Genomic DNA, 23,817 nt, shown 5'->3' with positions numbered 1-23,817 from the left:
AAAACTACCCCCAAATCCGTAAAATCTCTTGCTTGAAATCAACTGCTGCTTGTTGCGGATCGTCAGCGGCAGTGATGCCTCGTCCTGTGATAAAGGTATACACATCAATGCCGGCAAACAGAGCCAACGTCTCGACGCTCAATCCTCCCGTGACTGACACTCGAAACCCCATATCGATCAATTTACGGACTTTCGTTAAATCTTTTTCTCCCCATGTTTCACCAGCTAACAATGCGTCACGACTTTGATGATAGATGGCTTGTGAGATGCCGGCATCTAGCCACTGCTGTGCTTGCTGGTAGGTCCAGTCACCATATAATTCTACTTGGATCTCAGCAATTTCTTTTGCTGCTGCCTTCATTGTTGGGATCGTTGCTGCACAAATCACGGTCATATAATCCGCGCCAGCTTGCTGGCAGTTTTTGGCGACCGTCCCACCGGCATCGGCACATTTTGTGTCTGCTACGATCAACTTCTCCGGATACATTGCTCGGAAACAGCGTAATACCTGTTCTCCTTCTTGCAACAATAAAATAGTCCCTGCTTCAATAATATCAACCACATCGCCGACTTTTTTGATATCTGCCAGTGCACTAGCTAAATCGGAGTGATCGCAAGCAATCTGTAGTTTTGGTATGCTCATGAAATTCCCCTCTCTTTTGTTTGACCAACCTTTTTGTTTTGCCACATCCTGTTACGCTGACTACTCCTTTGAAAGACCCGCTTCTCTGACCCGCTCAATGATTTCTTTTGGAGACATCACATTTCTGACCCCGATTACTGTTACGCCCTTTTCTTTTGCTTTATCGAACATATTGACAAAGTTCATTGGCGTAAAGACCACATCGTAATTCTTGGCGGTGCTTTTGCCTTCGGAAATCGCGCAGTGGTGGATAGAGGTGATTGTGATCCCTTCAGACTTCAAAGCTTTTTCAACACTCCGCATCATCATCAAACTTGTTCCTGATCCATTTGCACAAGATACTAATACTCTCATCTTTTTTTCCTCCTAAGAATTTATTATTTTTGTTTTTCTACATACGCATCGTAATCATCTACGATCAAGAAATATCCTTCTGGATCTCTGCGGTACTGCAATTGCGGAATCACTAATAAGATCACCACCACAAGAACCACACCAATGATGCCTAAGAATTTCATCAATACTGTAAAGAATGGCCAGACGGTCGCCCAGTCGAACATACCAAGATAGCCGCCATATTGGGACAATCCTACCCAAGTAGCGATCAAGGCCGAACCACCGATCTGAATGATGCCTGATAAGAATGGGAAAAGACAAGCCGCCTTGATACCTCCACGGTTGTTGGCAAAAACGGCAATCGCTGCATTATCAAAGAACAGTGGGATAAACCCGGCAATCACGATCGTTGGTGACCGGAACAAAATCAGTAAAGCAATCATTAAAAATTGTCCTAATGCACCGAATAAAAAGCCCACCGTCACAGCATTTGGTGAACCAAAGGCAAAGGTTGCGGCGATATCGATCCCCGGAACAGCACCTGGTAAAATCGTATTTGAGATTCCTTGAAATGACTCGGTCAATTCGGAAACGAAGGTGCGCACACCTAATTGAAGAATTGCTAAGTAGACGGCAAACATCAGTGATGTTTGTAAAATATAAAATAAGAAACTTTGTCCTTCTGCCATAAATCCTGCTGTTATTAAATAATCTTGTCCAAGTGTCACTAAAATGATACCGAAGAAAAAGAGCATCAGGATCGAAGTCGATACCATATTTTCATTGAAGACCGATAAAAAACCCGGTAGTTCGACATCTTCTAATTTCCGGTTGGATTTGTTCTTTTTGAACCGTTCCGCAAGTCTCGCAAAGAAATAAACACCAAACATCTGTTGATGGGCAATCGCAAAACCAGCACCTTCCGTCAAATCTTGACAGATGCCCACGGTCAAATTGGAACCAACCGCCCAATAGCAGCCTAAGATCAAGCCCATGACAAGTAAGACTTCGATCCGACCCAAGTCTGGAAAACAAAATAGCAGCAACCAAAAGGCCGTTGCGGCTTGCTGTACTTGCACATTTCCAGTAGTGAAGACGGCCCGCAGCTTCGTATATTTTTTAAAGCGAACGAGTAAGATATTAAAAACAAAGGCAATCAATAATAAGAGCATCGTGTCACCAAAGGTGCGTCCGAATCGTTCTTCAATGCCGGCGGTGATCGCATTTTGACCAAAATACGGGTCAGTGACCATCGCATCTAATTCAAAACGCTCCTTAAGCCCCACCAAGATCGGACGGAAATTATTGACCAATCCACCAGAGCCAATCGTCAAAATCAAGTAACCAACGGTGGCTTTTAAGAAACCTGCGACACATTCAACAAACGGCCGTTTCAATAGTAAGTAACCGATCAGTACAATAAAACCGATCAAAAAAGCTGGCTGCATCAAAATATTCTGAGCAAAGTAATCCCAGCATCTCAATAAGAAATCTCCTATCACTTCCATCTAATCCCTGCTTTCTTTTTGGTCATATTTCTCCATCACCACTTCAAAATCTGCCATCGTTTTTACACCTAATAGATCTTCTACCAGCCCCTCTTCCATCAACATCTCTGATAAACCAGCGATATTGTTCATATGTGCTTCAGCGTTTTTGGCAGCGAGCATAAAGAACAACTGCGCCTCCTTGTCCGGATTATCTTCCTGAAACGAGACGGGCGCTGGAAAAATCGTCAGCCCGATCCCTGTTCCTAAGACGCCTTTGCTTTCTGCTGAAGAATGGGGCATGGCTACTTTGGGAATGATCACAATATAAGGACCGTATTGATGGACATCCCGAATGACATCTTCAATGTACTGATCCGTAATCAACGCCTTTTGCTTTAATCCTTCGCCACTCGCCCAGATAGCAGCTTCCCAGTCTTCGGGCTGTTCCTGGTTGATTGCAACCAACTCATTTTCATAAAAATAACGCAGCATTACGTTTGCTCCTTTCAAATTTGGCTTTTGCAGCATCCCCCCTTCTTTTATAAGAAAGAAGGGAATGGCGTATCATTGTCGACCGAAAAAACATCTTTGAAGCCACGATAGAAATTAAATTCAAGATCATCTTTATTCGTTGGGTAGGTGAATTTGCCGCCAACTTGCCAAATATACGGTTTAAACTCATAGTTCAAACGATCTTTTTTAAACTTCCAAATCTCGGTGATCTCTTTTGGATCAGCCATAAAATTGGACCAGATATCATAATGTACGGGAATCACCACTTTGGCATTGAGGGATTCGGCCATCCGCAACATATCGACTGATGTAACTTTGTCGGTGATGCCCCGCGGGTTTTCGCCATATGCACCTAAGCAAACATCGATCTTGTACTGATTCCCATGTTTAGCAAATACATTCGAATAATGAGAATCTCCTGCATGATAAATCGCCCCACCGGAAGTCTCAAACAAGTAATTGACTGCGATACGATCCATGTCCTGGGGCATTTTTCCTTTCAAGCTGGTATCCGGATCTTCACAAGTAATCAGAGCGGTTCGATCGAATGCTTCTAAAGCGACGATTTTCACCTGCCCAATGGTTACTTCATCCCCCGGTTTGACCACGATGGTTTTTTCTTCTGGTATTCCCCATTTCAACCAAGTTGCAACGACTTCATGGGGACCGACGAATTTTGCTTCTGGACAATTTTGATGGACTGCGGCTGCGGTATTGATGTCTAAATGATCGGAATGGATGTGGGTCACCACTAACGCATCCACTCCTTTGATTGCAAATGGATCGATCACAAAGGGCTGAGTCCGTAGGTTAGGCTGCATTTCTTGTACACCACTCATTCGCATCATTTGATGGCCTTTTTTCATTTGCCCATTCCCATGACTGCGCTTGCCAGTGCCACACCAAAGGTCGCATAAAATATTGGTTCCTTCCGCACTCTTCAGCCAAATACCCGTACAGCCTAGCCACCACATGGAAACTGTGCCTTCTTTCACAAGCTCATTTTCGATCTCTTCGTTCAAATAGGTCCCCCATTCTGGAAACGTATTTAAAAGCCAACTCTCTTTCGAAACATCATTTACATGTGCCATTCTTATTCCTCCCTTGCTTATTTACACTTTGATTCTAACATATAGAAAAACGCTTTCAATCTAGTTTTATGTTAATTTAGCTTATTATATGTTAATTAACCCATAAATAAATGTGATTATTTAATATATATGGTAATGTATAGGAGATATGTTAAAATGAGTTCGAAAGAAGAAACAACAAACACATCGTTGCTTCTCAACAAGTGGTGTGGGATCATCACTTGAACTTGCGAGAAGGAGGCGAGAAGGTTTTTGCTATGCAAAGGCAATCGCAATCTGGATAAACGATGAAAGACAAGAATAGAATAAAGCGCATGTAAGGAGGAAGTATCGTGAAACGTTCCAATGAAGAAGTGAGGCAAAGGAGAAAACAATTGATCGTTCTGATAAAAACATCTGGTTTTTCTGATGTGAAGACCCTCAGTCATCAGTTGGGAGTATCAGAGATGACGATCCGCAGAGACTGTACCGTACTGAGTGAGATGGGTCAGATCAAACAAACCCACGGAAAAATCGAATACTGTGAAGCTTATGAAGATGAAGCGCATCCCACCGACTCGATCGAGTACATCAAAGATCGACTAGCCAAAGAAGCGGCTCGCCAAGTAAAAGATGGCGATACCCTTTTCGTCAATACGAGTACTAGCGCCGCTCAAACGTTGCGCCATCTCACAGACAAACGAATCAGTTTGTTGACGAACAATACAAGTGTGATCCAAATGGAACACCATCCAAAATCAACGATCGTTTTAAGTGGCGGCGAAATACGCTATCCTAAAGCGGCCTTGTCAGGGGATATCGCCGTGGAGTCGTTTTCTCATGTTCGTTCTGATGTTACGATCATTGGTTGTAGTGGGTTAGATTTACAGACCGGCATTTCCACTTCAGTGATCCACGAAGCCAAAGTCAATGCGAAAATCATCGAAAATTCTGGCAAGTTGATCGTTATCGCGGATTATCGAAAAATCGGTAAGCAATCCAATTTTACGATTGGCGCAATTGCGGCTATCGATCTGCTGATCACCGACCATTATTCTGATCCCAAAGTCATCGACTTGATTGAGCAACAAGGTGTTCAAGTCATCCAAGTTCCCGTCTAACCATCTTTGTCGCTAAAAAAAGCCCGACAGTTGATCTGAAAAGCCACGCCTTGCTGCCTCTTCCAACAGAAACAGCAAAGCGTGCCCTTCGATCAACCGTCGTGGCTTTTTTCGTTAAACAATCGTACGCTTCAAACGTGCTTTATGGGATGTGCCTCGTGTGAATTAGAGCCGCAGCAACCAAATCAACGCAACAGCACCCACGGTTTGGACGGCTCCAACGGAAAGACCATAGAATAAAAAGCGCGGTCCTTCTTTTAAAAACTTGCGGAAATCCAGGCGCAAACCGATGGCTGCCAACGCCGTTGTTTCAAACCACGTACTGATAAAATGAGCACCCTCATTCAACCAGCTAGGCAGCGGCAAGAAGCTGTTCAAGATACAGATGGTCAAGAAGCCCAACACATACCAAGGGATTGGCAGCCGTAGCTTACCTTTGCCTTTGGTTTTGGTGGGGGTCTTTGTCGTCATTCGTTCAAAAACAATGACGACGACTGCCAACATGATGATGCGCGCGATTTTAAAGAGCATCGCGTATTTGACGGTGTCGGCATCAATCAAACTAGCCCCCGCCACGACTTGCCCGACGGATTGCAGTGTGCCGCCAAGTAAGGCGCTTTTTTGCAATAGATCATCGCCGTATAAGGCCAAGCCTAAAAACGGCAGCGTCAGCATCATCACCGTTCCTAAAAGATTGACCAAGGTGATGATCTGCCCTTTTTCTTCATCATCGGCATCAATGGCTGGTGCGATCGCCGCAATCGCAGAGGACCCACAGACAGCATTGCCGCCTGCCATCATCAGGCTCATCTTTTGATTAAAGCCCATTTTTTTCCCTATCAAATAAGCAGCGGTAATGACCAAGCTCATCATCAGCAAAATAAAGAGAAAGCCCCGAAGACCCATTTCACTGATAGTCTGGAAAGTGACGGTAAAGCCCAGCAAAACCACCGAATATTCTAGGAGACGACTTTCCGCAACCTTCGTCCCGACTTGATAGCGTTCTTGCTTGAACAGTGTATTTCCTAAAATGATTCCTAATAAAATAGCAAGGGTTGCTCCCCCTAATTTTGGCACAGCCAAAGCCATGATTCGGGCGATGACGGCTACCGAAAAGGACAGGAACAAACCGGGAAGTATCAAAGCTGTTTGTCGTTGCTTCATTGCTTTCATCCTTTCATATAACATCCATTATACACAGATTGACCGATCAGTAGGATTTATTGGTATAATAGTTATGATTGAATTTTCTAATGGAAGGGATTGCAATGTTAAAATTATTGGAGACTTTTAAGATGGTCTATGAAACGAAAAATTTTTCGAAAGCTGCCGAATTGCTATTTATTTCGCAGCCCACGGTTTCTGCTCAAATCAAGCAGTTGGAACAAGACCTGGATACACCGCTCTTTTTACGCAATGGTCGCAAAAACGTGATCGCCACACCCCAAGCAGAGTACCTTTACGAAAAGGCACTGAATTTATTGGATGAGTGGTCGACGATCACCAGCGAGATCCATACCAACACGCAGCACCAAAGCCACTGTGCCCTAGGCATCTCTCATACCTATGCGATGGCCTTGATGCCTAACTTGATGATTGCTTTATACAACGCCTTTCCCACGGTACGTTTTCGGGTATCGATGATGAACTCCGCTGAAGTCTTAACAGCGCTTGAACAACATCAACTGGATTTAGGGATCATTGAAAAACCCTTATCCGCACCGAGTATTTTGCGTTTTCCGATTTTGAAAGATCAGCTCGTCTTAGCTGGCGATCCCCAAACCGGTCCTTGGCTCGTCCGAGAAGCGAGTTCTGGTGTCTACTATTACACTAAGCGCTATCTGGAGGAACAGAACATTCAAGGACCGATCATCGAGATCGCCAGCAATGAATTGATTGTCGCTTTGCTGAAACAAGGCTTCGGCTGTTCGATCCTTTCCAAGCGAGCCTCCCACGGCATTGGCTATCAACTGCTGGATAAAAACTTTGAGCGCCAATTTTACTTAATCCAGCGCAAAGTAGTCACAGAACCAGCCATCGAGGGATTGCGGACCTTCATTCAGGAGTGGTCGCAAAACGATCCCTCACAGGTGGCAAGCGTATAATAACAAACTGATTTTTTTGGGGAACCACCGCCTCGTGGGATTTCTTAACCTTTTCTTACGATTACGCTTCCTCGCTGCTGATCTGGTCCGATTGATTGTTTCTTAAGAAATTTGTGCTAAAATGAGGAGTACTGGCTATGGGCTCTAACGTTCCCCTTTTTGAGGGAAACTTAGACCGCCCTTTGACTACTTATGCAGTTCGTGAAGCAAACCAGTAAGAAAGGATCTTGAAATGAACGAACAAATCAAGAACAAATTAGCGCTGCTTCCTGATCAACCTGGTTGTTATTTAATGAAAGATAAAAATAACAAAATCATCTATGTTGGGAAAGCCAAAATTTTAAAAAATCGTGTCCGTTCGTATTTTACCGGCAGCCACGATACGAAAACCGAACGGCTCGTTCAAGAAATCAATGATTTTGAGTACGTCGTTACCGAATCAAATACGGAAGCTTTATTGCTGGAAATCAATTTGATTCAAAAAAACAAACCAAAATACAATATCATGTTAAAGGACGACAAGTCGTATCCTTTTATTAAAGTGACCAAAGAGCGCTATCCGCGTTTGATCATCACTCGTAAAGTTTTAAAAGACGGGGCTTTATACTTCGGCCCTTATCCTGATGCACGAGCAGCCAATGAAACCAAACGGGTGCTAGATCGCCTCTTTCCTTTACGAAAATGCGGTCCTTCTCAAAAGCGGCCTTGTCTTTATTATCATTTGGGTCAATGCGTCTGTCCTTATGTCAATAATGTAGACCCCAAGGATTATCAAAAGATCGTGGATCAAGTCAAACACTTTTTCCACGGCGGTCACGTCGATATTTTGAAAGATCTGAAAGAGAAGATGGGCGAAGCCATTGAAACATTAGAGTTTGAGCGAGCGGCTGAGCTGCGGGATCAGATCCAAGCGATCGATACCGTCATGACGCGACAAAAAATGACCTTGACCGACCTGATGGACCGTGATGTCTTTGGCTACAGTGTCGACAAAGGCTGGATGTGTGTCCAAGTATTCTTTATCCGTCAAGGAAAGCTGATCGAACGAGAAGTCTCTTTGTTTCCTTTCTACAATGAAGCGGATGAAGATTTCTTGACCTTCGTCGGCCAGTTTTACCAAAAGAATGAACACTTCATTCCCAAAGAAGTCTTTGTTCCGCAAAATGTCGATGCTGCCCCATTAGAAGCGCTGTTGGAAACCAAAGTCCTGCAGCCCCAACGAGGCGACAAAAAGAAATTGGTCGATTTGGCCAATAAAAATGCCCGCATTGCCTTGGCCCAAAAATTTGCGTTGATCGAGCGTACTGAAGAACGGACGATCGGTGCTGTGGATCGTCTAGGCGATGCCATGGGGATCCCGACACCTTATCGGATTGAAGCCTTCGATAACTCCCACATCATGGGAACCGATCCGGTTTCTGCAATGGTGGTTTTTGTCGACGGGAAGCCGTTTAAAGATGATTATCGGAAATATAAGATTCGTACCGCACAAGGCGGCGATGATTATGGCTCTATGCAAGAAGTCATCTACCGCCGATACTCTCGTGTCCTAAAAGAAAACCTGCCTTTTCCTGATCTGATCATCATCGATGGTGGGAAAGCCCAAGTCGGTGCCGCCCAAGAAGTGCTGCATAACCAGCTAGGTTTAGATATTCCCGTTGCCGGATTAGTGAAGAACAACAAACACAAAACCAGCGAGTTGATTTTCGGAGAATTTTTAGATCCGATCCAGCTGGAACGCAATTCTGTCGAATTCTTTTTGCTGCAACGGATCCAAGATGAGGTCCATCGTTTTGCGATCACCTTCCATCGCCAACTGCGCAGTAAAAACAGCTTTTCTTCCAAGCTAGATGAAATTCCTGGCTTAGGACCAAAACGCAAGCAACAGCTCATGAAAACCTTCAAGTCGTTAAAAAACATCCAAGCAGCTTCCGTGGAAGAGATCCAGCAAGCTGGTATTCCCAAAGCCGTTGCGGAAACTATCTTAGCCAAACTAGGCGATCAAAACCAACCCACTTCTTAAGTCAAAACAAAAACGCTCCATAGCCAACAGTAGCTATGAAGCGTTTTTTCGTTGAAGAACCATTTTGTAAGCCGTTACTTTTTGCGGTGCTGTAACAGATCAGGCTTCATGTCTAACATGGAATAGCCACGAACATCATACCGATTGCGGCTGCAGGAATAGTCCACTGGACGTCCCGATTCTAAATAGATGATCTGTTCTAATTCCAATACTGGATCATCTGCTTGGCACGCTAAATAGGTTTGATCGTATTCATCACTTTTGGCAGCCTGAAAAGTCCGATAAGCACCAGCAAATTTGTAGCCTAAATCTTGCAACAGATAGTCATAGACGGATTCTTCCAAGATCTCTTTCGTCAAACCGCTGACCAGATCCAACGGCATATAGGAATGCTCGAGTATGTATGGATTGCCTTCTAAGATCCGCAAACGGATCACATGGTAGATTGGTTGTTCGGCAGTGATCTGAAGCATCTCTTGAATTCTTGTTGTAGGAAAACAGACTTCAAAGGTGATGACTTGGCTAGTCAACGTCCGTTTTTCTTGTTTCATCTGATAGCTCAGGCCTTTGTATTCTGTCACCGATGAGGTATCTTTGCCCCAAAAGGAATGATTCAAAACTTTGGTCCCTAAGCCGCGCTTTGTCAGCAGCAAGCCTTCCATAATCAGGATATTCACCGCATTTTTAATCGTCATTCGGCTGACGCCAAACTCTTCCACTAACTCTGTTTGATAAGGTAAAAGACTGTCTTTCGGATAAGTTCCGTCCTTGATTCTTTTACGCAGAACATCTGCGATCTCCATATATTTGGGCATTTTGCCACCTCCAAAACGTGTGTTGTATTGATTGAAAAACGAGAAAAGAACCGGCCAAACGAAAAGAGTGTCATCACACCACTGCACCTTCCAATGAAGCAGTGTGATAAGGGGTATTGCACTCTGATCGCGGCCGGATAAGGTCTATTACGTTTGGCGCTTGTTTCTAATCGACTCGATCAGACATTACGCATTTTTTAAACGGCGTGTTTCTTGAATTTGCGCCATTTTCACGAACGGCAAGTAAATAACGATCGACAAGATCAAGTTAACAGCTGCCAAGATTCCGCCAGCAATACTTTGTGTCGACAAAATACCGCCGATGATTGGTGGCGTCGTCCATGGTGCGATGACGGTACTTGCAGGAACTAAGCCAGTTGCAGTTGCAAAATAAGCAGTCGTGACTAAAACAAGTGGTGTCAACACATATGGGATGAACAAGATTGGGTTCAAGACAACGGGTAACCCAAACATCACTGGTTCATTGATCATGAACACACCTGGTGCAACGGATAGTTTTGCGACAGTCATATACGCTTTATGATGACGAGCAACTAAAAAGATCGCAATCAGAAGACCTAGTGTCGCGCCTGTTCCGCCGATGTTCACGAAAGAATCAAAGAATGGTTTGTTGACGATATAAGGCAAATCTGTTCCTGCTTCTAATGCTCGTGCGTTTGCTTCGATCGCTGGCACATTGATCGTTTGCATGAACGGGTCGATGATGTTGGCACCATGCAAACCAAAGAACCATAAGAATGCAGAGATAAAACCTAATAGCAAAGCAGCTGGGTAAGAGTTTGCCAAGCCCATGAATGGTTGTTGCACCAATTCATAGAAGGACAATACGATACTTGTCACACCAAATGCTTGGAAAATTGCTGTAAACAAAGCAAAGATCGATACGGTGATCATTGCTGGGAATAACGCAGCAAATGAACGTGAGACTGCTGGTGGTACGCCATCAGGCATGTTGATGACTAAGCGTGGGTTGCCAGCTAGACGACGGAAGATCTCAGTAGAAATGATCGATACGATTAATGCTAAAAATAATCCTTGAGAACCAAGTCCGGCAGCTGTTAACAAACCATCTGGGCCTGTCGCCATTGCACCTAATGCGAAGAAACTTGCAACTGAGATCGCCCCAGCACCTAATGCGTCTTGATTGTAGCTTTTAGCTAAATTATACGCGACTGTGAAAGCGATTAACAGACCAAGTATTGAAAAAGTACCTGCTGACAAGTTGTTCCCAAAGGCTTGCCATGTCCCTTCACCAAAAATGCCATTCATAAAATCAATATAGGCAGGAATTGGTAAGTTGTTGATCAATACCCCAAAAGAGCCTAAGATCATCAACGGCATCGTTACGATAAATCCGTCACGAATGGCCACTAGATGTCTTTGAGAGCCTATTTTAGAAGCGATCGGAATAAAGTGCTTCTCCATAAATCCAATAAATTTATCCATTGTTTTTTCTCCTTTCAAACCCTAAACAAAATAATGAAACCGATTTCTACTAAAGAATACCACGAGAACGTTTCCATGTCTAGTCTTTTCTTTATCAAAACTGCGCTTTTGTTTAACCCAGCTTATCATTTGCAAAAACAGGTGGTTTTTTAATAGAGAATTCCCTTCGGAACAAGACAGAAAAATCCGCGATTTTACACAAAAAAAGCAATGCTGGCCCCTACAGCATTGCTTTTTTCATTGTTATTAAAAGCCGTTATTATCTGAAACTTCTTTAAACCAACGACCTGATTTTTTCACTGTTCGTTTAGCATCATTTGCTAAGTCAACGGAGATAAATCCGTAACGGTTCTTGTAAGCATTGGTCCATGACCAGTTGTCCATGCAGGTCCACATATGGTAGCCAACACAATTGGTTCCTTCTTGGATCGCTTGGTGGACATACTTCAAGTGGTCAGAGACAAACTCGATGCGGTAATCATCTTCGATCACGCCATTAGCATTGACGAAACGTTCTTCTCCTTCGACACCCATGCCATTTTCAGAAATGTAGCACTTGATATTGCCATAGTTTTCTCGCGTGTTTGTCAAAATATCATAGATCCCTTTTTCATAGATTTCCCATCCACGATACGGGTTCATTTTCTTGTTCGGCATATCATAGTTATCAAAGTAATCATCTGGCATTGGACTTTTCGCTTGATCGATCGGTGATTCTTTCTTCATGATACGACGAGGTTGGTAATAATTGATCCCCAACAAGTCGATCGTATTTTCGCGAATTGTTTGTAAATCATCAGCTTCCATCGCTGGTACCATATCTAATTCCTTGACGATGGTCACTAATTCTTCTGGGAACGTGCCTTTGACCGCAGGGTCTAAGAAAGAGCGATTAAAGAAGGCATCTGCGATTTGCGCTGCTTTGACATCCTCTGGATCGTTCTCATCTCTTGGATAGCTTGGCGTCAAGTTCAAGATGATGCCGATCTCCCCACCAAGGTTCATCTCATGGTAGACTTTGATGGCTTTAGCACTCGCCAACGTTTCGTGGAACCCAACTTGGACTGCATGTTTCATGTTGATCTCATTCGGATAATGGAATTGGTAAAGATAGCCGCCTTCAACAGGGACGATCGGTTCATTATGAGTGAACCATTTCTTGACACGATCACCAAATAACGTAAAGCAGGTTTGCGCAAACGCGACATAGGCATCCACGGTCTCTCGGTTCAACCAGCCGCCTTTTTCTTGCAGCGCCATTGGCATATCGAAGTGGTATAAATTCATGAAAGGTTCGATCCCGTTGGCGATCAACTCATCAATGTAGGCATTGTAAAAATCAACGGCTTTTTGATTGACTTCTCCTTTGCCCTGCGGGAAAAGACGACTCCATTGGATCGACGTCCGAAACGTCGTATGGCCGGTTTCTTTCATGAGTTGAATATCTTCTTGATAGCGTGTGTAGACTTGCGAGGTTTTTTCAGGACCTACCCTATTGAAAAATTTCTCTGGTTCTTGCTGATACCAGTAATCCCAGATGCTTGCCCCTTTGCCATCACCTTCAAATACACCTTCTGTTTGTGGGCCACTAGCGGCTGACCCCCACCAAAAGCCTGCTGGAAATTGATAATCCATCTTCATTCACTCCTCATTTTTTCTTTGCTGCCCTAATCATAAAGGAAGCAGTTACAAAAATCAATCTTTTTTAAAATAAATGTATAGACATTTAAAATAAAACATGATACATTATCAATGTAATCGATTGCAAAAAGAAATTTAAGGAGTGAACTAATAATGAATGGTTTTATGGATAAGTTATCTGAAAAGATTTTGCCCTTGGCGAATGCCTTAGGACAAAATCGCTACCTGACCGTCTTGCGGGACGCGTTTATGCTTTCGTTCCCAATCACTATGTTTGGATCGATCGTGGTCGTTTTAAACAACCTGCCCTTCTTCAGTGATGCCACTAAAGGAACATTAGGAACGCTGTTTGGCAATGGGCAAAATGCAACAATGAGTATCATGACTGTTTTCGTTACTTTCGGTATCGGCTATTATTTATCAAAATCATATGATGTGGAAGGGATTTTTGGCGGCGCCGTTTCTTTTGCCAGCTTTTTGATCTTAACTCCTTTCTTTATGACTACTGAATCTGGCGAAACGATCTCCGGCGTGCTGTCTCTTGATCGTCTTGGCGCAAAAGGGATGTTTATCGGGATGATCGCAGCATTTTTAGCAGCTGAAATCTATTGCCGCATCACAAAACGCGGCTGGCAGATCAAAATGCCTGATGGGGTGCCACCAGCAGTTTCTAAATCTTTTGCCGCTTTGATTCCAGCAATTATCACCTTAACGGTATTTTTAGTGATCAATGCCATCATGACGGGTGTCTTCAATGCCAACTTGCATGACTTGGTTTATGAATTGATCCAAAAACCATTGACTGGACTAGGCAGCAGCTTGCCAGCAACTCTATTGGCTTTGTTCTTTGTCCAATTCCTTTGGTTCTTCGGTCTACATGGTCAAATCATCGTCAACTCTGTGATGGACCCGATTTGGAATACATTAATGTTAGACAACTTAGAAGCGTATCAAAATGGGGATGCACTGCCGCATATCGTCACAAAACCATTTATGGAAACATTCACCGTTGGATTAGGCGGTTCTGGTATGACGTTAGCCGTTGTTATCTTGATGGCTTTTGTATTGAAGAAAAAACAATACCGCGATGTGGGTCGTTTGGCTTTAGCACCAGGGATCTTTAACGTTAACGAACCAGCAATCTTCGGTATGCCGATCGTCTTGAATGCGACGATCCTGATTCCTTGGGTCGTGGCACCTCTTGTGGTAACGACCTTCAACTACTTAGTGATGGCGGCTGGACTTGTTCCTGCACCAACTGGTGTTTCTGTTCCTTGGACCGTTCCAGTGGTCTTCAGTGGTGTCTTAGCAACCAACTCTTGGTTAGGTGGTTTGCTGCAAGTCATTGACGTGGTGATCGTCGGCTTAATCTGGTATCCATTCTTACGTGTTTTAGATCGTCAAGCAGAACCATCGATCGATTAAGCGCAACGGCTGGCTGAATTTTTTCAGTCAGCCGTTCTTTTTATAAAAAAACCAAGGTTTGATTGTCGAAACCGCTTTTTTCAGCTATACTTCTTGCGAGGTGATCAGATGCCAAAATACCAAGAAATTGCCAATATTTTACGCACACGTATCAAAAACAAAACGTATCCGCCTGACAGCTTACTGCCGAATCAAACTGATTTAGTCGAAGAATTCGGAGTCAGCCGGATGACCGTCAAAAAAGCCATCGGTATTTTAGCCATGGAAGGACTGGTTTATTCTCAGCGGGGCGCTGGAACAAAAATATTGAACCACCCATTCTTAAAAAAAGACACCACTGCTTTAACGGTCTATGAAGGCTTGTCAACAGAAATGGGCAAAGCTGGCCGCAAGCTAGTCAGTCAGGTCATCGATTTTCAAGTCGAATTTCCTGACCAAACGATCCAAGAAAAGTTGATGTTGACGGAAGAACAGCCAATCTATAGTATTGTCCGCTTGCGGATTCTTGAAGACCAGCCGTTTATTTTAGAATATACCTATATGCCGGTCCATTTGGTGCCCAATTTAACTCGTGGCCATTTAGAAAGTTCTATCTACCGCTATGTCAAAGAGGAACTAGGGGTCCAGTTTGCCGGCGCTTACCGCACCATTGCCGCTGATAAAAGCACCGCGTACGATCAACGGTATTTGGACTGTAAAGCCGATGATCCGGTTTTAGAGATCGAACAGATCGTCTATCAGAAAAATGGCTCACCTATCGAATTTTCCCGTAGTCGCAACCGTTATGACGTGCGGGCCTACTCTTATTTAGATGTCCAGCACTAAAAAGACCTATCCACGGTTTTCTTCCATCAGAAACCGTGGGCAGGTCTTTTTGTTGTTGCATTCGTTGCTTCGTTTATTTTTTTGCTGAGGGTTGGAATCGTTTCAGCCGCAAGGCATTTAATAAAACGGATACCGAGCTGAAGCTCATGGCCGCCCCGGCGATCATTGGATTGAGCAAGGGGCCGCCGAAAAGATGCAACACACCCATTGCGACAGGAATGCCTAAGACGTTATAAGCAAAAGCCCAGAAAAGATTTTCTTTGATGTTTTTGATGGTTGCCCGACTTAACTCGATCGCTGATGGGACGTCCATCAGATCGCTGCGCATCAGTACGATGTCTGCCGATTCGATGGCGACATCGGTACCAGAGCCAATCGCGATCCCTACATCGGCTTGGGCTAACGCCGGCGCATCATTGATCCCGTCACCTACCATCGCAACCTTTTGGCCTTTGGCTTGCAGGCCGGCTACTTTGGCGGCTTTATCTTCTGGCAAGACGTCACTGATTACTTCATCGATACCGACTTGTTTGGCGATGGCTTGGGCTGTCCGAGCATTGTCGCCAGTGATCATTGCTACGTACAAGCCCATTTGATGCAGACGTTCAATGGCTTTTCGACTGCTTTCTTTGATAGTATCTGCCACAGCGATGATCCCGATCGCTTCGCCGTCTTTGGCAACATACATCGGTGTTTTCCCTTCGTGAGCCAATTGTTGGGCTTGCTCGATCAGGCCATCGATGGCAACGTTTTGTTTTTCCAGCCATTTCTGGTTGCCTAATAGGACTGGACTGCCAGCAATCGTGCCTTGAATCCCATGCCCCGGAATCGCTTCAAACCCGTCAACTTCTTGCAGGGCGAGGGCTTGCGTGAGGGCTTCGATCACAATGGCTTCGCCTAATGGATGTTCTGAGCCTTTTTCAACAGAAGCCGCCAGTTGCAGCAATTCCGTCGGCGTGTGGTTGCCGGCAGGCAGGAGATCGGTTACGACTGGTTTGCCTTCTGTGATCGTGCCGGTTTTATCAAAGACGATCGTCGTCACGTTTCTAGCTGTTTCTAACGCATCGCCGCTTTTGATCAAGACGCCATTTTCTGCCCCTTTGCCCGCACCCACCATGATGGCGGTCGGTGTCGCTAATCCTAAGGCACACGGACAAGCAATCACTAATACAGAGATCGTAATGGTCAATGAGAAGATCCAGGTTTCTTGTCCTAAGAAAAACCAGGCAAGTCCTGCAAAAACCGCCAAGACCATGACAATCGGGACAAACACACCCGAAACTTTATCTGCCATGCGGGCAATCGGCGCTTTGGAGCCTTGGGCATTTTCTACTAACTGAATGATTTGCGCTAACGTTGAATCTTCTCCCACATTGGTGGCTTCGTATTGAAACGAGCCATTTTTGTTGATACTAGCGCCGATCACCCGATCACCGACTTGTTTTTCGATAGGTAAGCTTTCTCCGGTGATCATTGATTCATCGATGGCAGAGCGTCCTTGGGTAACGATCCCATCCACAGGAATCTTTTCACCAGGTCGTACGACTAAGATATCGCCGGCTGCGACTTCTTCAATACCCACTTGGACTTCTTCGGCTTGATTCCCGCTGCCGCGAAGCACGCGGGCTTTTTTCGGTGCGAGATCCAACAACTTCTTGATGGCTTCGGAGGTTTTGCCCTTTGAGACCGACTCAAGGTATTTTCCTAAGGTCACTAATGCCAAAATAACGGCGGCCGTTTCATAGTACAAGTGCATCGCATAGTGGGTCGTGCCCAGGTAGACCATCACGGTCCCATAAATACTATAAAAGAAGGCAGCACTGGTTCCCAATGCGACGAGGGAATCCATGTTAGGATGGCCTTTCCAAAGCGCTTTGAAACCAGCAATGTAAAAGGCGCGACCGAGGACCATCACCGGTAAGACTAAAATCAATTGAGTGGTAACGAAATTGACTGGATAGGCCATTGGATCTAAAAAGCCAGGGATCGGCAAACCGATCATTTCCCCCATCGTCAAATAGAACAAGGGGATCGTAAAGAGCGCCGAAAGCCAAAACCGTTGCCATAAAGCACGAATCTCTGCCTGTTTTGAATCCGCCTTGTCGGCAGAAGCGGTCGGCAGCTGTGCGTCATAGCCCGCCTCTTTCACGGCAGCTGCGATCTTCGCGGCGGACACTTGGTCTTGTTGATAGCTGACCGTCAGTTTTTCTGTCGCCAGATTGACGGAGGCTTGCTCCACACCCGCTAATTTTTGGACAGCTTTTTCTACTGTTTGGGCACAAGACGCACAGGTCATGCCCGAGATGGCAAAGGTCTCTTGTCTTTGAGAGCCGATCAGTTGATAGCCCGCTGCTTTGATGGCCTCAGCGAGTGTTTCTTCGGTGAGCTGCTGCTCATCATAACGAATATGTAATTTTTCAGTAGCCAAATTGACAGCTGCTTGGTCGACCCCCGCCAGCTTGCTGACTGTTTTTTCGACTGTCTGGGAACAAGACGCACAGGTCATCCCTTTTACCCCATAATTCTTTTCGATCATTGTTTCCTTCCTCCTTGCTTGCTATGCAAACCCATTCACCTTTTGTGTTTACAGTTGTAATCTTCTTCTACTTTACAATTATCGTTTACACTTGTCAACGATAATACTCAAAAAAAGGACGTTCTCCTTTGAAGCGGCCCAAAAAGCGAGACTTTTGGTCTACCTTTGGGCGGTCGCTACAGGTGGAACGTACTTTTTTCTAAGAAACGATCACTGCCGTTGCAGGGGTCGTTTCGCTTATTCAGGTATTGGCTTTAGGAGGCTAGCACTCTTGCCCGTTGGTTTTGATCAGCTCTTGATACCAGTAGAAGCTGTCTTTCTTGTAGCGTGCCAGTGACCCTTCTTGGGTTTCATCTTGGTCGACATAGACAAAGCCATAGCGTTTTTGGTAGCCGTTCAACCAGCTTAGCAAATCAGTGAAGGACCAGGTGCAATAGCCAAGAACTTCCGCGCCGTCGCTGATCGCTTCTTTGATGGCATGGACATGCCCTGCTAAATAATCGATGCGGTATTGGTCATGGATTTGGTGATCGTCTGTTAGTTTATCGTATTCACCAAGTCCGTTTTCTGTAATGATCACAGGCACCCGATAACGGCTAGTGATTCGGCGTAAAGCGATCCGTAGCCCTTGAGGATCGATCTCCCAATCCCAATTCGTCCGTTCCACAAATGGATTTTCAGCTTTTTTGAACATTCCTGGTGTCCCGGTTTCTTCGGAGCTGCCTTTTTTCCCAGTGGTGTTCATTTTACCCGCACCGACACCATCTAATGGATTGTAGGCATTTGTTGCTGTTTGGTAATAGTTGATCCCTAAGAAATCTGGTTTTGCTGAACGCAGCAAGTCCATGTCTCCTGGTTCGATCGTTGGTGCGATCCCTTGCTCTTTCAAGTAATTCATTGCAGCAATCGGGTATTCGCCCCATAGATAGACGTCTAACCAATAATGCGCCATCAAGTCTTCCGCGTTTTCAGCTGCCAAAATATTTTTCGGGTCGCTGTTGATTGGGTAGTTTGGTGAGTAGGCGAAACTTGGTCCGATTTTCCCTGGGATTTTCATCTCATGGAACTTGTTGATCACCGAAGCATTCGCCAAGTTAGCGATATGATTGACTTCATACATCCGTTTAGGATCGGTCACTCCTGGTGGATGGGCAGCTAAAAGATAGCCTAAAGAAGTAAAGATATTTTGTTCATTCAAGCTGACCCAATAGTGAACTTTGCCGCGAAAGGCTTCAAATAATACGGCCGCATAGTTGGTGAAATCTTCAATGATTTTGCGAGATTCCCAGCCGCCATATTCTTCTTGCAACGTACGTGGCAGATCCCAATGGTACAAGGTCACCATTGGTTCGATCCCTGCTTTAATCAGCTCATCGATCAATGCTAAATAAAAGTCTAACCCTGCTTGATTGACTTCTCCTCGTCCTTCTGGAAAAATCCGTGTCCATGCAATGGAAAAACGATAGGTTTTCAATCCTTGTTCTTTCATCAAGGCAACATCTTCTTTGAAGCGGTGGTAATGGTCGACCGCGACATCTCCGTTCGTTGCTTTAAAGGTTTTGCCTGGAATGCGGACAAAATCGTCCCAAACTGAAGCGCCTTTGCCGTCTTCTTGCCATGCGCCCTCTACTTGATAGGCTGCTGATGCTGAACCCCATAAGAAATCGTTGGGGAATTCTTTTAGTTGTTTATGATCCAATTGTTTCCCTTCTTTCTGTTTGATGATACCCCTTTCTTAAGTATACCGATAATTGCCTGATTTGTCATAAGAAGATTTTTTACCTGTGCCAAGAAAGCCGATGGCACGCAAAAAACATCCGTGCAAGCAGTGGGTTACTCCTTGTACGGATGCGGACTAGCTATGGATCATGCGTCAAATTGTGCCTGATAGAGTGAGGCATAACGCCCCTTTTTGGCTACTAACTCTTCGTGGGTCCCTTGCTCTACGATATTGCCCTGTTCCACCACGAGGATCGTGTCGGCATGTCGAATCGTGGACAAGCGATGGGCGATCACAAAGGAGGTTTTGCCTTTCATCAATTTGGTCATCGCTGCTTGGATCAGCAGCTCCGTTTGCGTGTCGACATTTGATGTGGCTTCATCAAGAATCAGCAGATCGGCATCTAACAGCATTGCTCGCGCAATCGTCAATAGTTGTTTTTGCCCTTGTGAAATACCGGTCCCGTCTTCAGAAATCAAAGTATCATAGCCTTTTGGCAGGCTCATAATAAAGTCATGGATATGGGCGGCTTGTGCAGCAGCTTGGACTTCTGCCATCGTCGCATTCGCCTTGCCGTAGGCCAAATTTTCAAAAATCGTTCCCGTGAACAGCCACGTGTCTTGCAGCACCATTGCATAGCTTTGCCGTAAGCTGCGGCGTGTCGTTTGGCGGATATTTTTGCCGTCTAAACGAATCGCTCCTTGGTCAGGGTCATAAAACCGCATCAAGAGGTTCACAATGGTGGTTTTCCCGGCTCCGGTCGGTCCGACGATCGCGACCAAGCTGCCAGCTGGTACTTGCAGCGAAAGGTCTTTGATGATCGGCTGCTGTGCTTGGTAGCCGAAGGTCACATGGTCAAAGGCGACCTCACCAGACACCTCGTGGTATTCGTAGGCTCCAGGAACATCAGAAACTTCCGGTTCTTCATCCAGCAAACGGAAGATCCGTTCTGCCGCCGCCAATGCCGATTGCAAATCACTGAAGATGTTGGCTAACTCATTGATTGGTCCTGAGAATTTTCTGGAGTAAAGAACAAAGGAAGAAACGTTTCCGAGTGTCAGATGACCGAACAAAAACAGCAAGGCGCCAAACATACTGATCAAGGACAACGACAGATTGTTGATAAAGTTGATGGAAGGACCGGTCATACTGCCGTAGTATTCGGCATTGTAATAGGCATCCACCGCTTCCTGGTTTTTTTCATCAAAACGGCTGATGATCGCTTCTTCTTGGTTGTAAAGCTTAATCGTTTGCTGACCAGAAATAATCTCTTCCACAAAGCCGTTCAGCTCGCCTAATTTGCGGGACCGATGGCGAAACAATGGTTGAAATTTGCTCATCAAAAAGCGAGTCAAAAAGATCGAAGCAGGGACCGTTACGACAAAAATCAGCACTAGCAATGGCGAAATCAAAACCATCATTACAAACGAACCAATGATCGTCACAAGACTGCTGAGAACTTGAATGGCATCGCTGGCCAATGACGTATTGATGGTATCGACGTCATAACTGATGCGGCTGATGATATCCCCAGTGGCGACCCGGTCAAAATACCCCACTGGCAGTTCGGTGATTTTATCAAAAATCGCCTTGCGCATCGCTGCCACCACCCGCTGACTCAAGCGGATCATCATCAGAGAAATCAGATAACTAAGAAGGGAAGAAGCAAGATAAAACAGGAGCATCAGCCCGCAATAAAAGAAGACCCGCTCAAAAATGACCTTTCCGGGACCCGGTTGAATAGCATCAATAGCGTACCCGGAAAGCAACGGGCCCACCAAGGCGAAGATGTTGCTGACCATCATTAAAATAGCGGCTGCCAACAGGAGTCCTTTGTACTCGTAGAGATAGCTCCACAAACGGCGGAGTGTTTTCTTGCTATCCTGCGGTTTTTCCGTTTTTTTCTTCGGCATCGTCGGCACCTCCTGTCTGCCCTTGATAAATGGCTTGGTAGATCGCATTATCTGCTAGTAATTCTTGGTGACTGCCAAAGCCGTTCATTTGCCCGTTTTCCAGTACCAAAATTTTGTCGGCATGTTGGATCGAGCTGATCCGCTGCGCGATCAAGATCGTCGTCGTCTGTTGAAACTGCTGTTTCAGGACCTTGCGCAACTGAGCGTCGGTTCGATAATCCAGCGCACTGGCAGAATCATCCAAAATCAAAATCTCTGGATCCCCCGCCAATGCCCGCGATAACAAGACCCGCTGCTTTTGACCGCCGCTTAAATTGCTGCCTTTGGCATGCAGTGGATGAGCTAAGCGCTTGGGCAGTTGATTGATAAACTCCTTGGCTTGGGCGCGAGCCGCCGCTTCTTCGATCTGCTCTTTGGAAAACCGCCGGCCAAAGGCGATATTTTCTTCAATCGTTTCCGCAAAAAGCACGTCTTTTTGTAAGACGACACCGAATAACTGATGCAACTCCGTCGGATCAATGGAGCGAATGTCGCGACCAGCGATGCGGATCATACCCTTCGTTGGGTCATAGAGCCGCAGCAGTAATTTGACGATCGTTGATTTTCCGCTACCAGTCGCACCGATGATCCCTAAGGTTTCTCCCGGCTGCAAGGAGAAATCGATGTCTTTCAGCACCCGGGTACCGTTAGGATAAGTGAAGGAAACTTTTTCAAAAACGATATGCGCCGACTCTTCTTTGGCAGGTGCCTCAATGACTTGCATATTTTGCGGGAGGCGCAAGACGGATTGGATCCGATCGGCAGAAGCCAGCCCCTTAGACACGATTACAAAGATGCGCGTGATGCTGAGCATGGCATTCAAAATGATCGTAAAATAGGTCAAAAAGGCAATGATGACCCCTGGTTGGGTCAACCCTTGATTGACGCGAAAGGCACTGACGACGATCACCAATGTCAACCCGATATTCAAAAAGAGGTCCATCAGAGGTGGTGTCGCAGCCATGGTTCGATTAGCAGTGGTTTCCGCAGCTACTACGTCTTGATTGACGTGATCAAAGCGCTTTTTCTCGTAATCTGCTTTAGACAAGGCCTTGATCACCCGAGCCCCAGTTACATTTTCTCGGACAGTCCGCACCAACACATCCACTTGCTTTTGCAATGAGGCAAACAAGGGGATCCCCCGTTTTGAGATCGTGACTGCCGCCACTAAAGTGAAGGGCAAGACGCCTACTAAGACCAGTGTCAAAACGGGATCTAATGTAGCAGTGATCATGATTCCCCCTAATAACAGAATCGGGGCACGAATCCCCATCCGCTGGATCATCCCTACCGTTTGATGGATGTTGTAAGTGTCTGTCGTCAAGCGAGACACCAAGGAAGGAATCCCGACTTCTTCGACTTGCGGAATCGACAGATAGGAAACTTTTTCAAATAAATCATGGCGAATACTACCGGTGGTATCGCGAGCAACACTAGAGGCCATCCGATTGGCGATGATATTGGTGACAACTGCGATGATGGAGCAGACCACCATCGCCCCGCCCCAAGCAAAAATCGCTGATACTTGCTTCGTGGGAATCACAGAATCGATGATATACGCCAAAATCCAAGGCAATAGCAAGTCCATCAATGACCCGAAGAATTTGATGCTGACGCCAAGGGAGATGCGCCCGATATAGGGTTTTAAATATTGAGCCAAAAGATTCATTCCATCGCCTCAGCTTTCGCTAAAAGCCGTTGGGAATTTTCTTTGACGATTTCCAGATCGGCGATCAACTGCTGCTGTTGGGCAGCAGAAAAACCTGCTACGACTTGTTCATTCCAGCTTTGAAGCAGCTGTTGGATCTTTGGTTGGACGACAAGTGCTTTTTCGGTTGGATAAACCAGTAATTGTCGTTTGTCGGTGGGACTGCTGGCTCTAGTGACAAATCCTCGTTCTTCTAAGATCGCTAGTTGACGGGCAACATTGCTTTTATTAACAAAAATCTTCTTGGCTAAGGCTTCTTGACTGATCCCCGGTTGACGGCAAATGTTTAAGATATAGGTATGATGCATCCCACCTAAACCAAATTTTTTCAGTTCTTTTTCCCGATAAAGGGTGGCGAGACGGGCAATATGATTGATTGAGCGGATAATGGCTTCCATGAGCACTCCTGCCTTTCTTGGTTCTTCAA

Annotated in this window: 19 protein-coding genes; 5 read left to right on the top strand and 14 right to left on the bottom strand. The window is 45.4% G+C overall.

Annotation, left to right across the window (positions count from 1 at the left end):
- Positions 1–4: 4 nt before the first annotated feature.
- Genes IGK85_RS00825 through ulaG form a run of 5 tightly spaced genes read right to left on the bottom strand, consistent with a single transcriptional unit; the run spans position 5 to position 4,073 of the window.
- Complete coding sequence (locus tag IGK85_RS00825) at positions 5–643, bottom strand: 3-keto-L-gulonate-6-phosphate decarboxylase UlaD (RefSeq protein ID WP_008376529.1); 639 nt, start codon at positions 641–643, stop codon at positions 5–7.
- A 60-nt stretch (positions 644–703) separates the two neighbouring features.
- Entirely contained in the window at positions 704–997 is a 294-nt protein-coding gene (locus IGK85_RS00820) for a PTS sugar transporter subunit IIB (RefSeq protein ID WP_008376531.1), read from the bottom strand.
- A gap of 23 nt (positions 998–1,020) precedes the next feature.
- Entirely contained in the window at positions 1,021–2,487 is a 1,467-nt protein-coding gene (locus IGK85_RS00815; RefSeq protein ID WP_008376533.1) for a PTS ascorbate transporter subunit IIC, read from the bottom strand.
- Positions 2,488–2,961, bottom strand: coding sequence for a PTS sugar transporter subunit IIA (locus tag IGK85_RS00810; RefSeq protein ID WP_008376535.1), 474 nt, complete (start codon positions 2,959–2,961; stop codon positions 2,488–2,490). It abuts the gene before it with no gap.
- Between the two features lie 47 nt (positions 2,962–3,008).
- Entirely contained in the window at positions 3,009–4,073 is a 1,065-nt protein-coding gene (ulaG, locus tag IGK85_RS00805; protein WP_005232716.1) for an L-ascorbate 6-phosphate lactonase, read from the bottom strand.
- A 332-nt stretch (positions 4,074–4,405) separates the two neighbouring features.
- Between ulaG and IGK85_RS00800 the strand changes: the two genes are divergently transcribed.
- Positions 4,406–5,173, top strand: a complete 768-nt coding sequence (locus tag IGK85_RS00800) for a DeoR/GlpR family DNA-binding transcription regulator (RefSeq protein WP_008376538.1) — start codon at positions 4,406–4,408, stop codon at positions 5,171–5,173.
- Between the two features lie 165 nt (positions 5,174–5,338).
- Here the strand turns inward: IGK85_RS00800 and IGK85_RS00795 are convergent, their stop codons facing one another.
- Positions 5,339–6,361 carry a YeiH family protein gene (locus IGK85_RS00795; RefSeq protein ID WP_016619553.1) on the bottom strand — a complete coding sequence of 341 codons (1,023 nt, stop codon included), beginning with the start codon at positions 6,359–6,361 and terminating at the stop codon, positions 5,339–5,341.
- Positions 6,362–6,426: 65 nt separating this feature from the next.
- Here IGK85_RS00795 and IGK85_RS00790 point away from each other — a divergent pair, with 65 nt between their 5' ends.
- Together IGK85_RS00790 and uvrC are read left to right on the top strand one after the other, a co-directional pair.
- On the top strand, positions 6,427–7,278 hold the full coding sequence (locus IGK85_RS00790; RefSeq protein ID WP_016611586.1) for a LysR family transcriptional regulator: 852 nt from the start codon (positions 6,427–6,429) through the stop codon (positions 7,276–7,278).
- A gap of 232 nt (positions 7,279–7,510) precedes the next feature.
- Entirely contained in the window at positions 7,511–9,301 is a 1,791-nt protein-coding gene (uvrC, locus tag IGK85_RS00785) for an excinuclease ABC subunit UvrC (RefSeq protein WP_005232721.1), read from the top strand.
- A gap of 74 nt (positions 9,302–9,375) precedes the next feature.
- Here uvrC and IGK85_RS00780 read toward each other — a convergent pair whose 3' ends face one another.
- The 3 genes from IGK85_RS00780 to IGK85_RS00770 all read right to left on the bottom strand — a co-directional run bounded on the left by IGK85_RS00780 (position 9,376) and on the right by IGK85_RS00770 (position 13,218).
- Positions 9,376–10,116 carry a GntR family transcriptional regulator gene (locus IGK85_RS00780; RefSeq protein ID WP_008376546.1) on the bottom strand — a complete coding sequence of 247 codons (741 nt, stop codon included), beginning with the start codon at positions 10,114–10,116 and terminating at the stop codon, positions 9,376–9,378.
- A gap of 186 nt (positions 10,117–10,302) precedes the next feature.
- Positions 10,303–11,583 carry a PTS sugar transporter subunit IIC gene (locus IGK85_RS00775; protein ID WP_005232725.1) on the bottom strand — a complete coding sequence of 427 codons (1,281 nt, stop codon included), beginning with the start codon at positions 11,581–11,583 and terminating at the stop codon, positions 10,303–10,305.
- A gap of 246 nt (positions 11,584–11,829) precedes the next feature.
- The gene (locus IGK85_RS00770) at positions 11,830–13,218 is read right to left on the bottom strand and encodes a glycoside hydrolase family 1 protein (RefSeq protein WP_008376549.1); all 1,389 of its coding nucleotides are present in this window, start codon (positions 13,216–13,218) and stop codon (positions 11,830–11,832) included.
- A 159-nt stretch (positions 13,219–13,377) separates the two neighbouring features.
- On the opposite strand from IGK85_RS00770, the gene celB reads away from it, so the two are divergent.
- Together celB and IGK85_RS00760 are read left to right on the top strand one after the other, a co-directional pair.
- Entirely contained in the window at positions 13,378–14,649 is a 1,272-nt protein-coding gene (gene celB / locus IGK85_RS00765; protein ID WP_005226670.1) for a PTS cellobiose transporter subunit IIC, read from the top strand.
- A 108-nt stretch (positions 14,650–14,757) separates the two neighbouring features.
- The gene (locus IGK85_RS00760) at positions 14,758–15,474 is read left to right on the top strand and encodes a GntR family transcriptional regulator (RefSeq protein ID WP_005232731.1); all 717 of its coding nucleotides are present in this window, start codon (positions 14,758–14,760) and stop codon (positions 15,472–15,474) included.
- A 73-nt stretch (positions 15,475–15,547) separates the two neighbouring features.
- On the opposite strand, the gene IGK85_RS00755 is transcribed toward IGK85_RS00760, so the two are convergent.
- From IGK85_RS00755 to IGK85_RS00735, 5 genes are all read right to left on the bottom strand, one after another.
- Entirely contained in the window at positions 15,548–18,010 is a 2,463-nt protein-coding gene (locus tag IGK85_RS00755; RefSeq protein WP_008376554.1) for a heavy metal translocating P-type ATPase, read from the bottom strand.
- Positions 18,011–18,272: 262 nt separating this feature from the next.
- Complete coding sequence (locus tag IGK85_RS00750; RefSeq protein WP_008376556.1) at positions 18,273–19,709, bottom strand: glycoside hydrolase family 1 protein; 1,437 nt, start codon at positions 19,707–19,709, stop codon at positions 18,273–18,275.
- Between the two features lie 167 nt (positions 19,710–19,876).
- Positions 19,877–21,643 carry an ABC transporter ATP-binding protein gene (locus IGK85_RS00745; protein ID WP_008376558.1) on the bottom strand — a complete coding sequence of 589 codons (1,767 nt, stop codon included), beginning with the start codon at positions 21,641–21,643 and terminating at the stop codon, positions 19,877–19,879.
- The gene (locus IGK85_RS00740; protein ID WP_008376560.1) at positions 21,609–23,351 is read right to left on the bottom strand and encodes an ABC transporter ATP-binding protein; all 1,743 of its coding nucleotides are present in this window, start codon (positions 23,349–23,351) and stop codon (positions 21,609–21,611) included. The genes IGK85_RS00745 and IGK85_RS00740 overlap by 35 nt, the downstream gene beginning before the upstream one ends.
- Positions 23,348–23,788, bottom strand: a complete 441-nt coding sequence (locus IGK85_RS00735) for a MarR family winged helix-turn-helix transcriptional regulator (protein ID WP_008376562.1) — start codon at positions 23,786–23,788, stop codon at positions 23,348–23,350. Before IGK85_RS00735 ends, IGK85_RS00740 begins: the two co-directional genes overlap by 4 nt.
- Between the last annotated feature and the right edge of the window lie 29 nt (positions 23,789–23,817).

Origin of the sequence: Enterococcus sp. AZ015 (assembly GCF_050499225.1) — a bacterium.
Taxonomy (GTDB): domain Bacteria; phylum Bacillota; class Bacilli; order Lactobacillales; family Enterococcaceae; genus Enterococcus_D; species Enterococcus_D entomosocium.
This window is presented reverse-complemented; position numbering and strand designations above follow the sequence as displayed.

What these genes read in the sequence shown, in the direction of transcription:
- IGK85_RS00825 (WP_008376529.1), bottom strand. Translation starts at nt 643, where the DNA reads ATGAGCATACCAAAACTACAGATTGCTTGCGATCACTCCGATTTAGCT.
- IGK85_RS00820 (WP_008376531.1), bottom strand. Translation starts at nt 997, where the DNA reads ATGAGAGTATTAGTATCTTGTGCAAATGGATCAGGAACAAGTTTGATG.
- IGK85_RS00815 (WP_008376533.1), bottom strand. Translation starts at nt 2,487, where the DNA reads ATGGAAGTGATAGGAGATTTCTTATTGAGATGCTGGGATTACTTTGCT.
- IGK85_RS00810 (WP_008376535.1), bottom strand. Translation starts at nt 2,961, where the DNA reads ATGCTGCGTTATTTTTATGAAAATGAGTTGGTTGCAATCAACCAGGAA.
- ulaG (WP_005232716.1), bottom strand. Translation starts at nt 4,073, where the DNA reads ATGGCACATGTAAATGATGTTTCGAAAGAGAGTTGGCTTTTAAATACG.
- IGK85_RS00795 (WP_016619553.1), bottom strand. Translation starts at nt 6,361, where the DNA reads ATGTTATATGAAAGGATGAAAGCAATGAAGCAACGACAAACAGCTTTG.
- IGK85_RS00790 (WP_016611586.1), top strand. Translation starts at nt 6,427, where the DNA reads ATGGAAGGGATTGCAATGTTAAAATTATTGGAGACTTTTAAGATGGTC.
- uvrC (WP_005232721.1), top strand. Translation starts at nt 7,511, where the DNA reads ATGAACGAACAAATCAAGAACAAATTAGCGCTGCTTCCTGATCAACCT.
- IGK85_RS00780 (WP_008376546.1), bottom strand. Translation starts at nt 10,116, where the DNA reads ATGCCCAAATATATGGAGATCGCAGATGTTCTGCGTAAAAGAATCAAG.
- IGK85_RS00775 (WP_005232725.1), bottom strand. Translation starts at nt 11,583, where the DNA reads ATGGATAAATTTATTGGATTTATGGAGAAGCACTTTATTCCGATCGCT.
- IGK85_RS00770 (WP_008376549.1), bottom strand. Translation starts at nt 13,218, where the DNA reads ATGGATTATCAATTTCCAGCAGGCTTTTGGTGGGGGTCAGCCGCTAGT.
- celB (WP_005226670.1), top strand. Translation starts at nt 13,378, where the DNA reads ATGAATGGTTTTATGGATAAGTTATCTGAAAAGATTTTGCCCTTGGCG.
- IGK85_RS00760 (WP_005232731.1), top strand. Translation starts at nt 14,758, where the DNA reads ATGCCAAAATACCAAGAAATTGCCAATATTTTACGCACACGTATCAAA.
- IGK85_RS00755 (WP_008376554.1), bottom strand. Translation starts at nt 18,010, where the DNA reads ATGATCGAAAAGAATTATGGGGTAAAAGGGATGACCTGTGCGTCTTGT.
- IGK85_RS00745 (WP_008376558.1), bottom strand. Translation starts at nt 21,643, where the DNA reads ATGCCGAAGAAAAAAACGGAAAAACCGCAGGATAGCAAGAAAACACTC.
- IGK85_RS00740 (WP_008376560.1), bottom strand. Translation starts at nt 23,351, where the DNA reads ATGAATCTTTTGGCTCAATATTTAAAACCCTATATCGGGCGCATCTCC.
- IGK85_RS00735 (WP_008376562.1), bottom strand. Translation starts at nt 23,788, where the DNA reads ATGGAAGCCATTATCCGCTCAATCAATCATATTGCCCGTCTCGCCACC.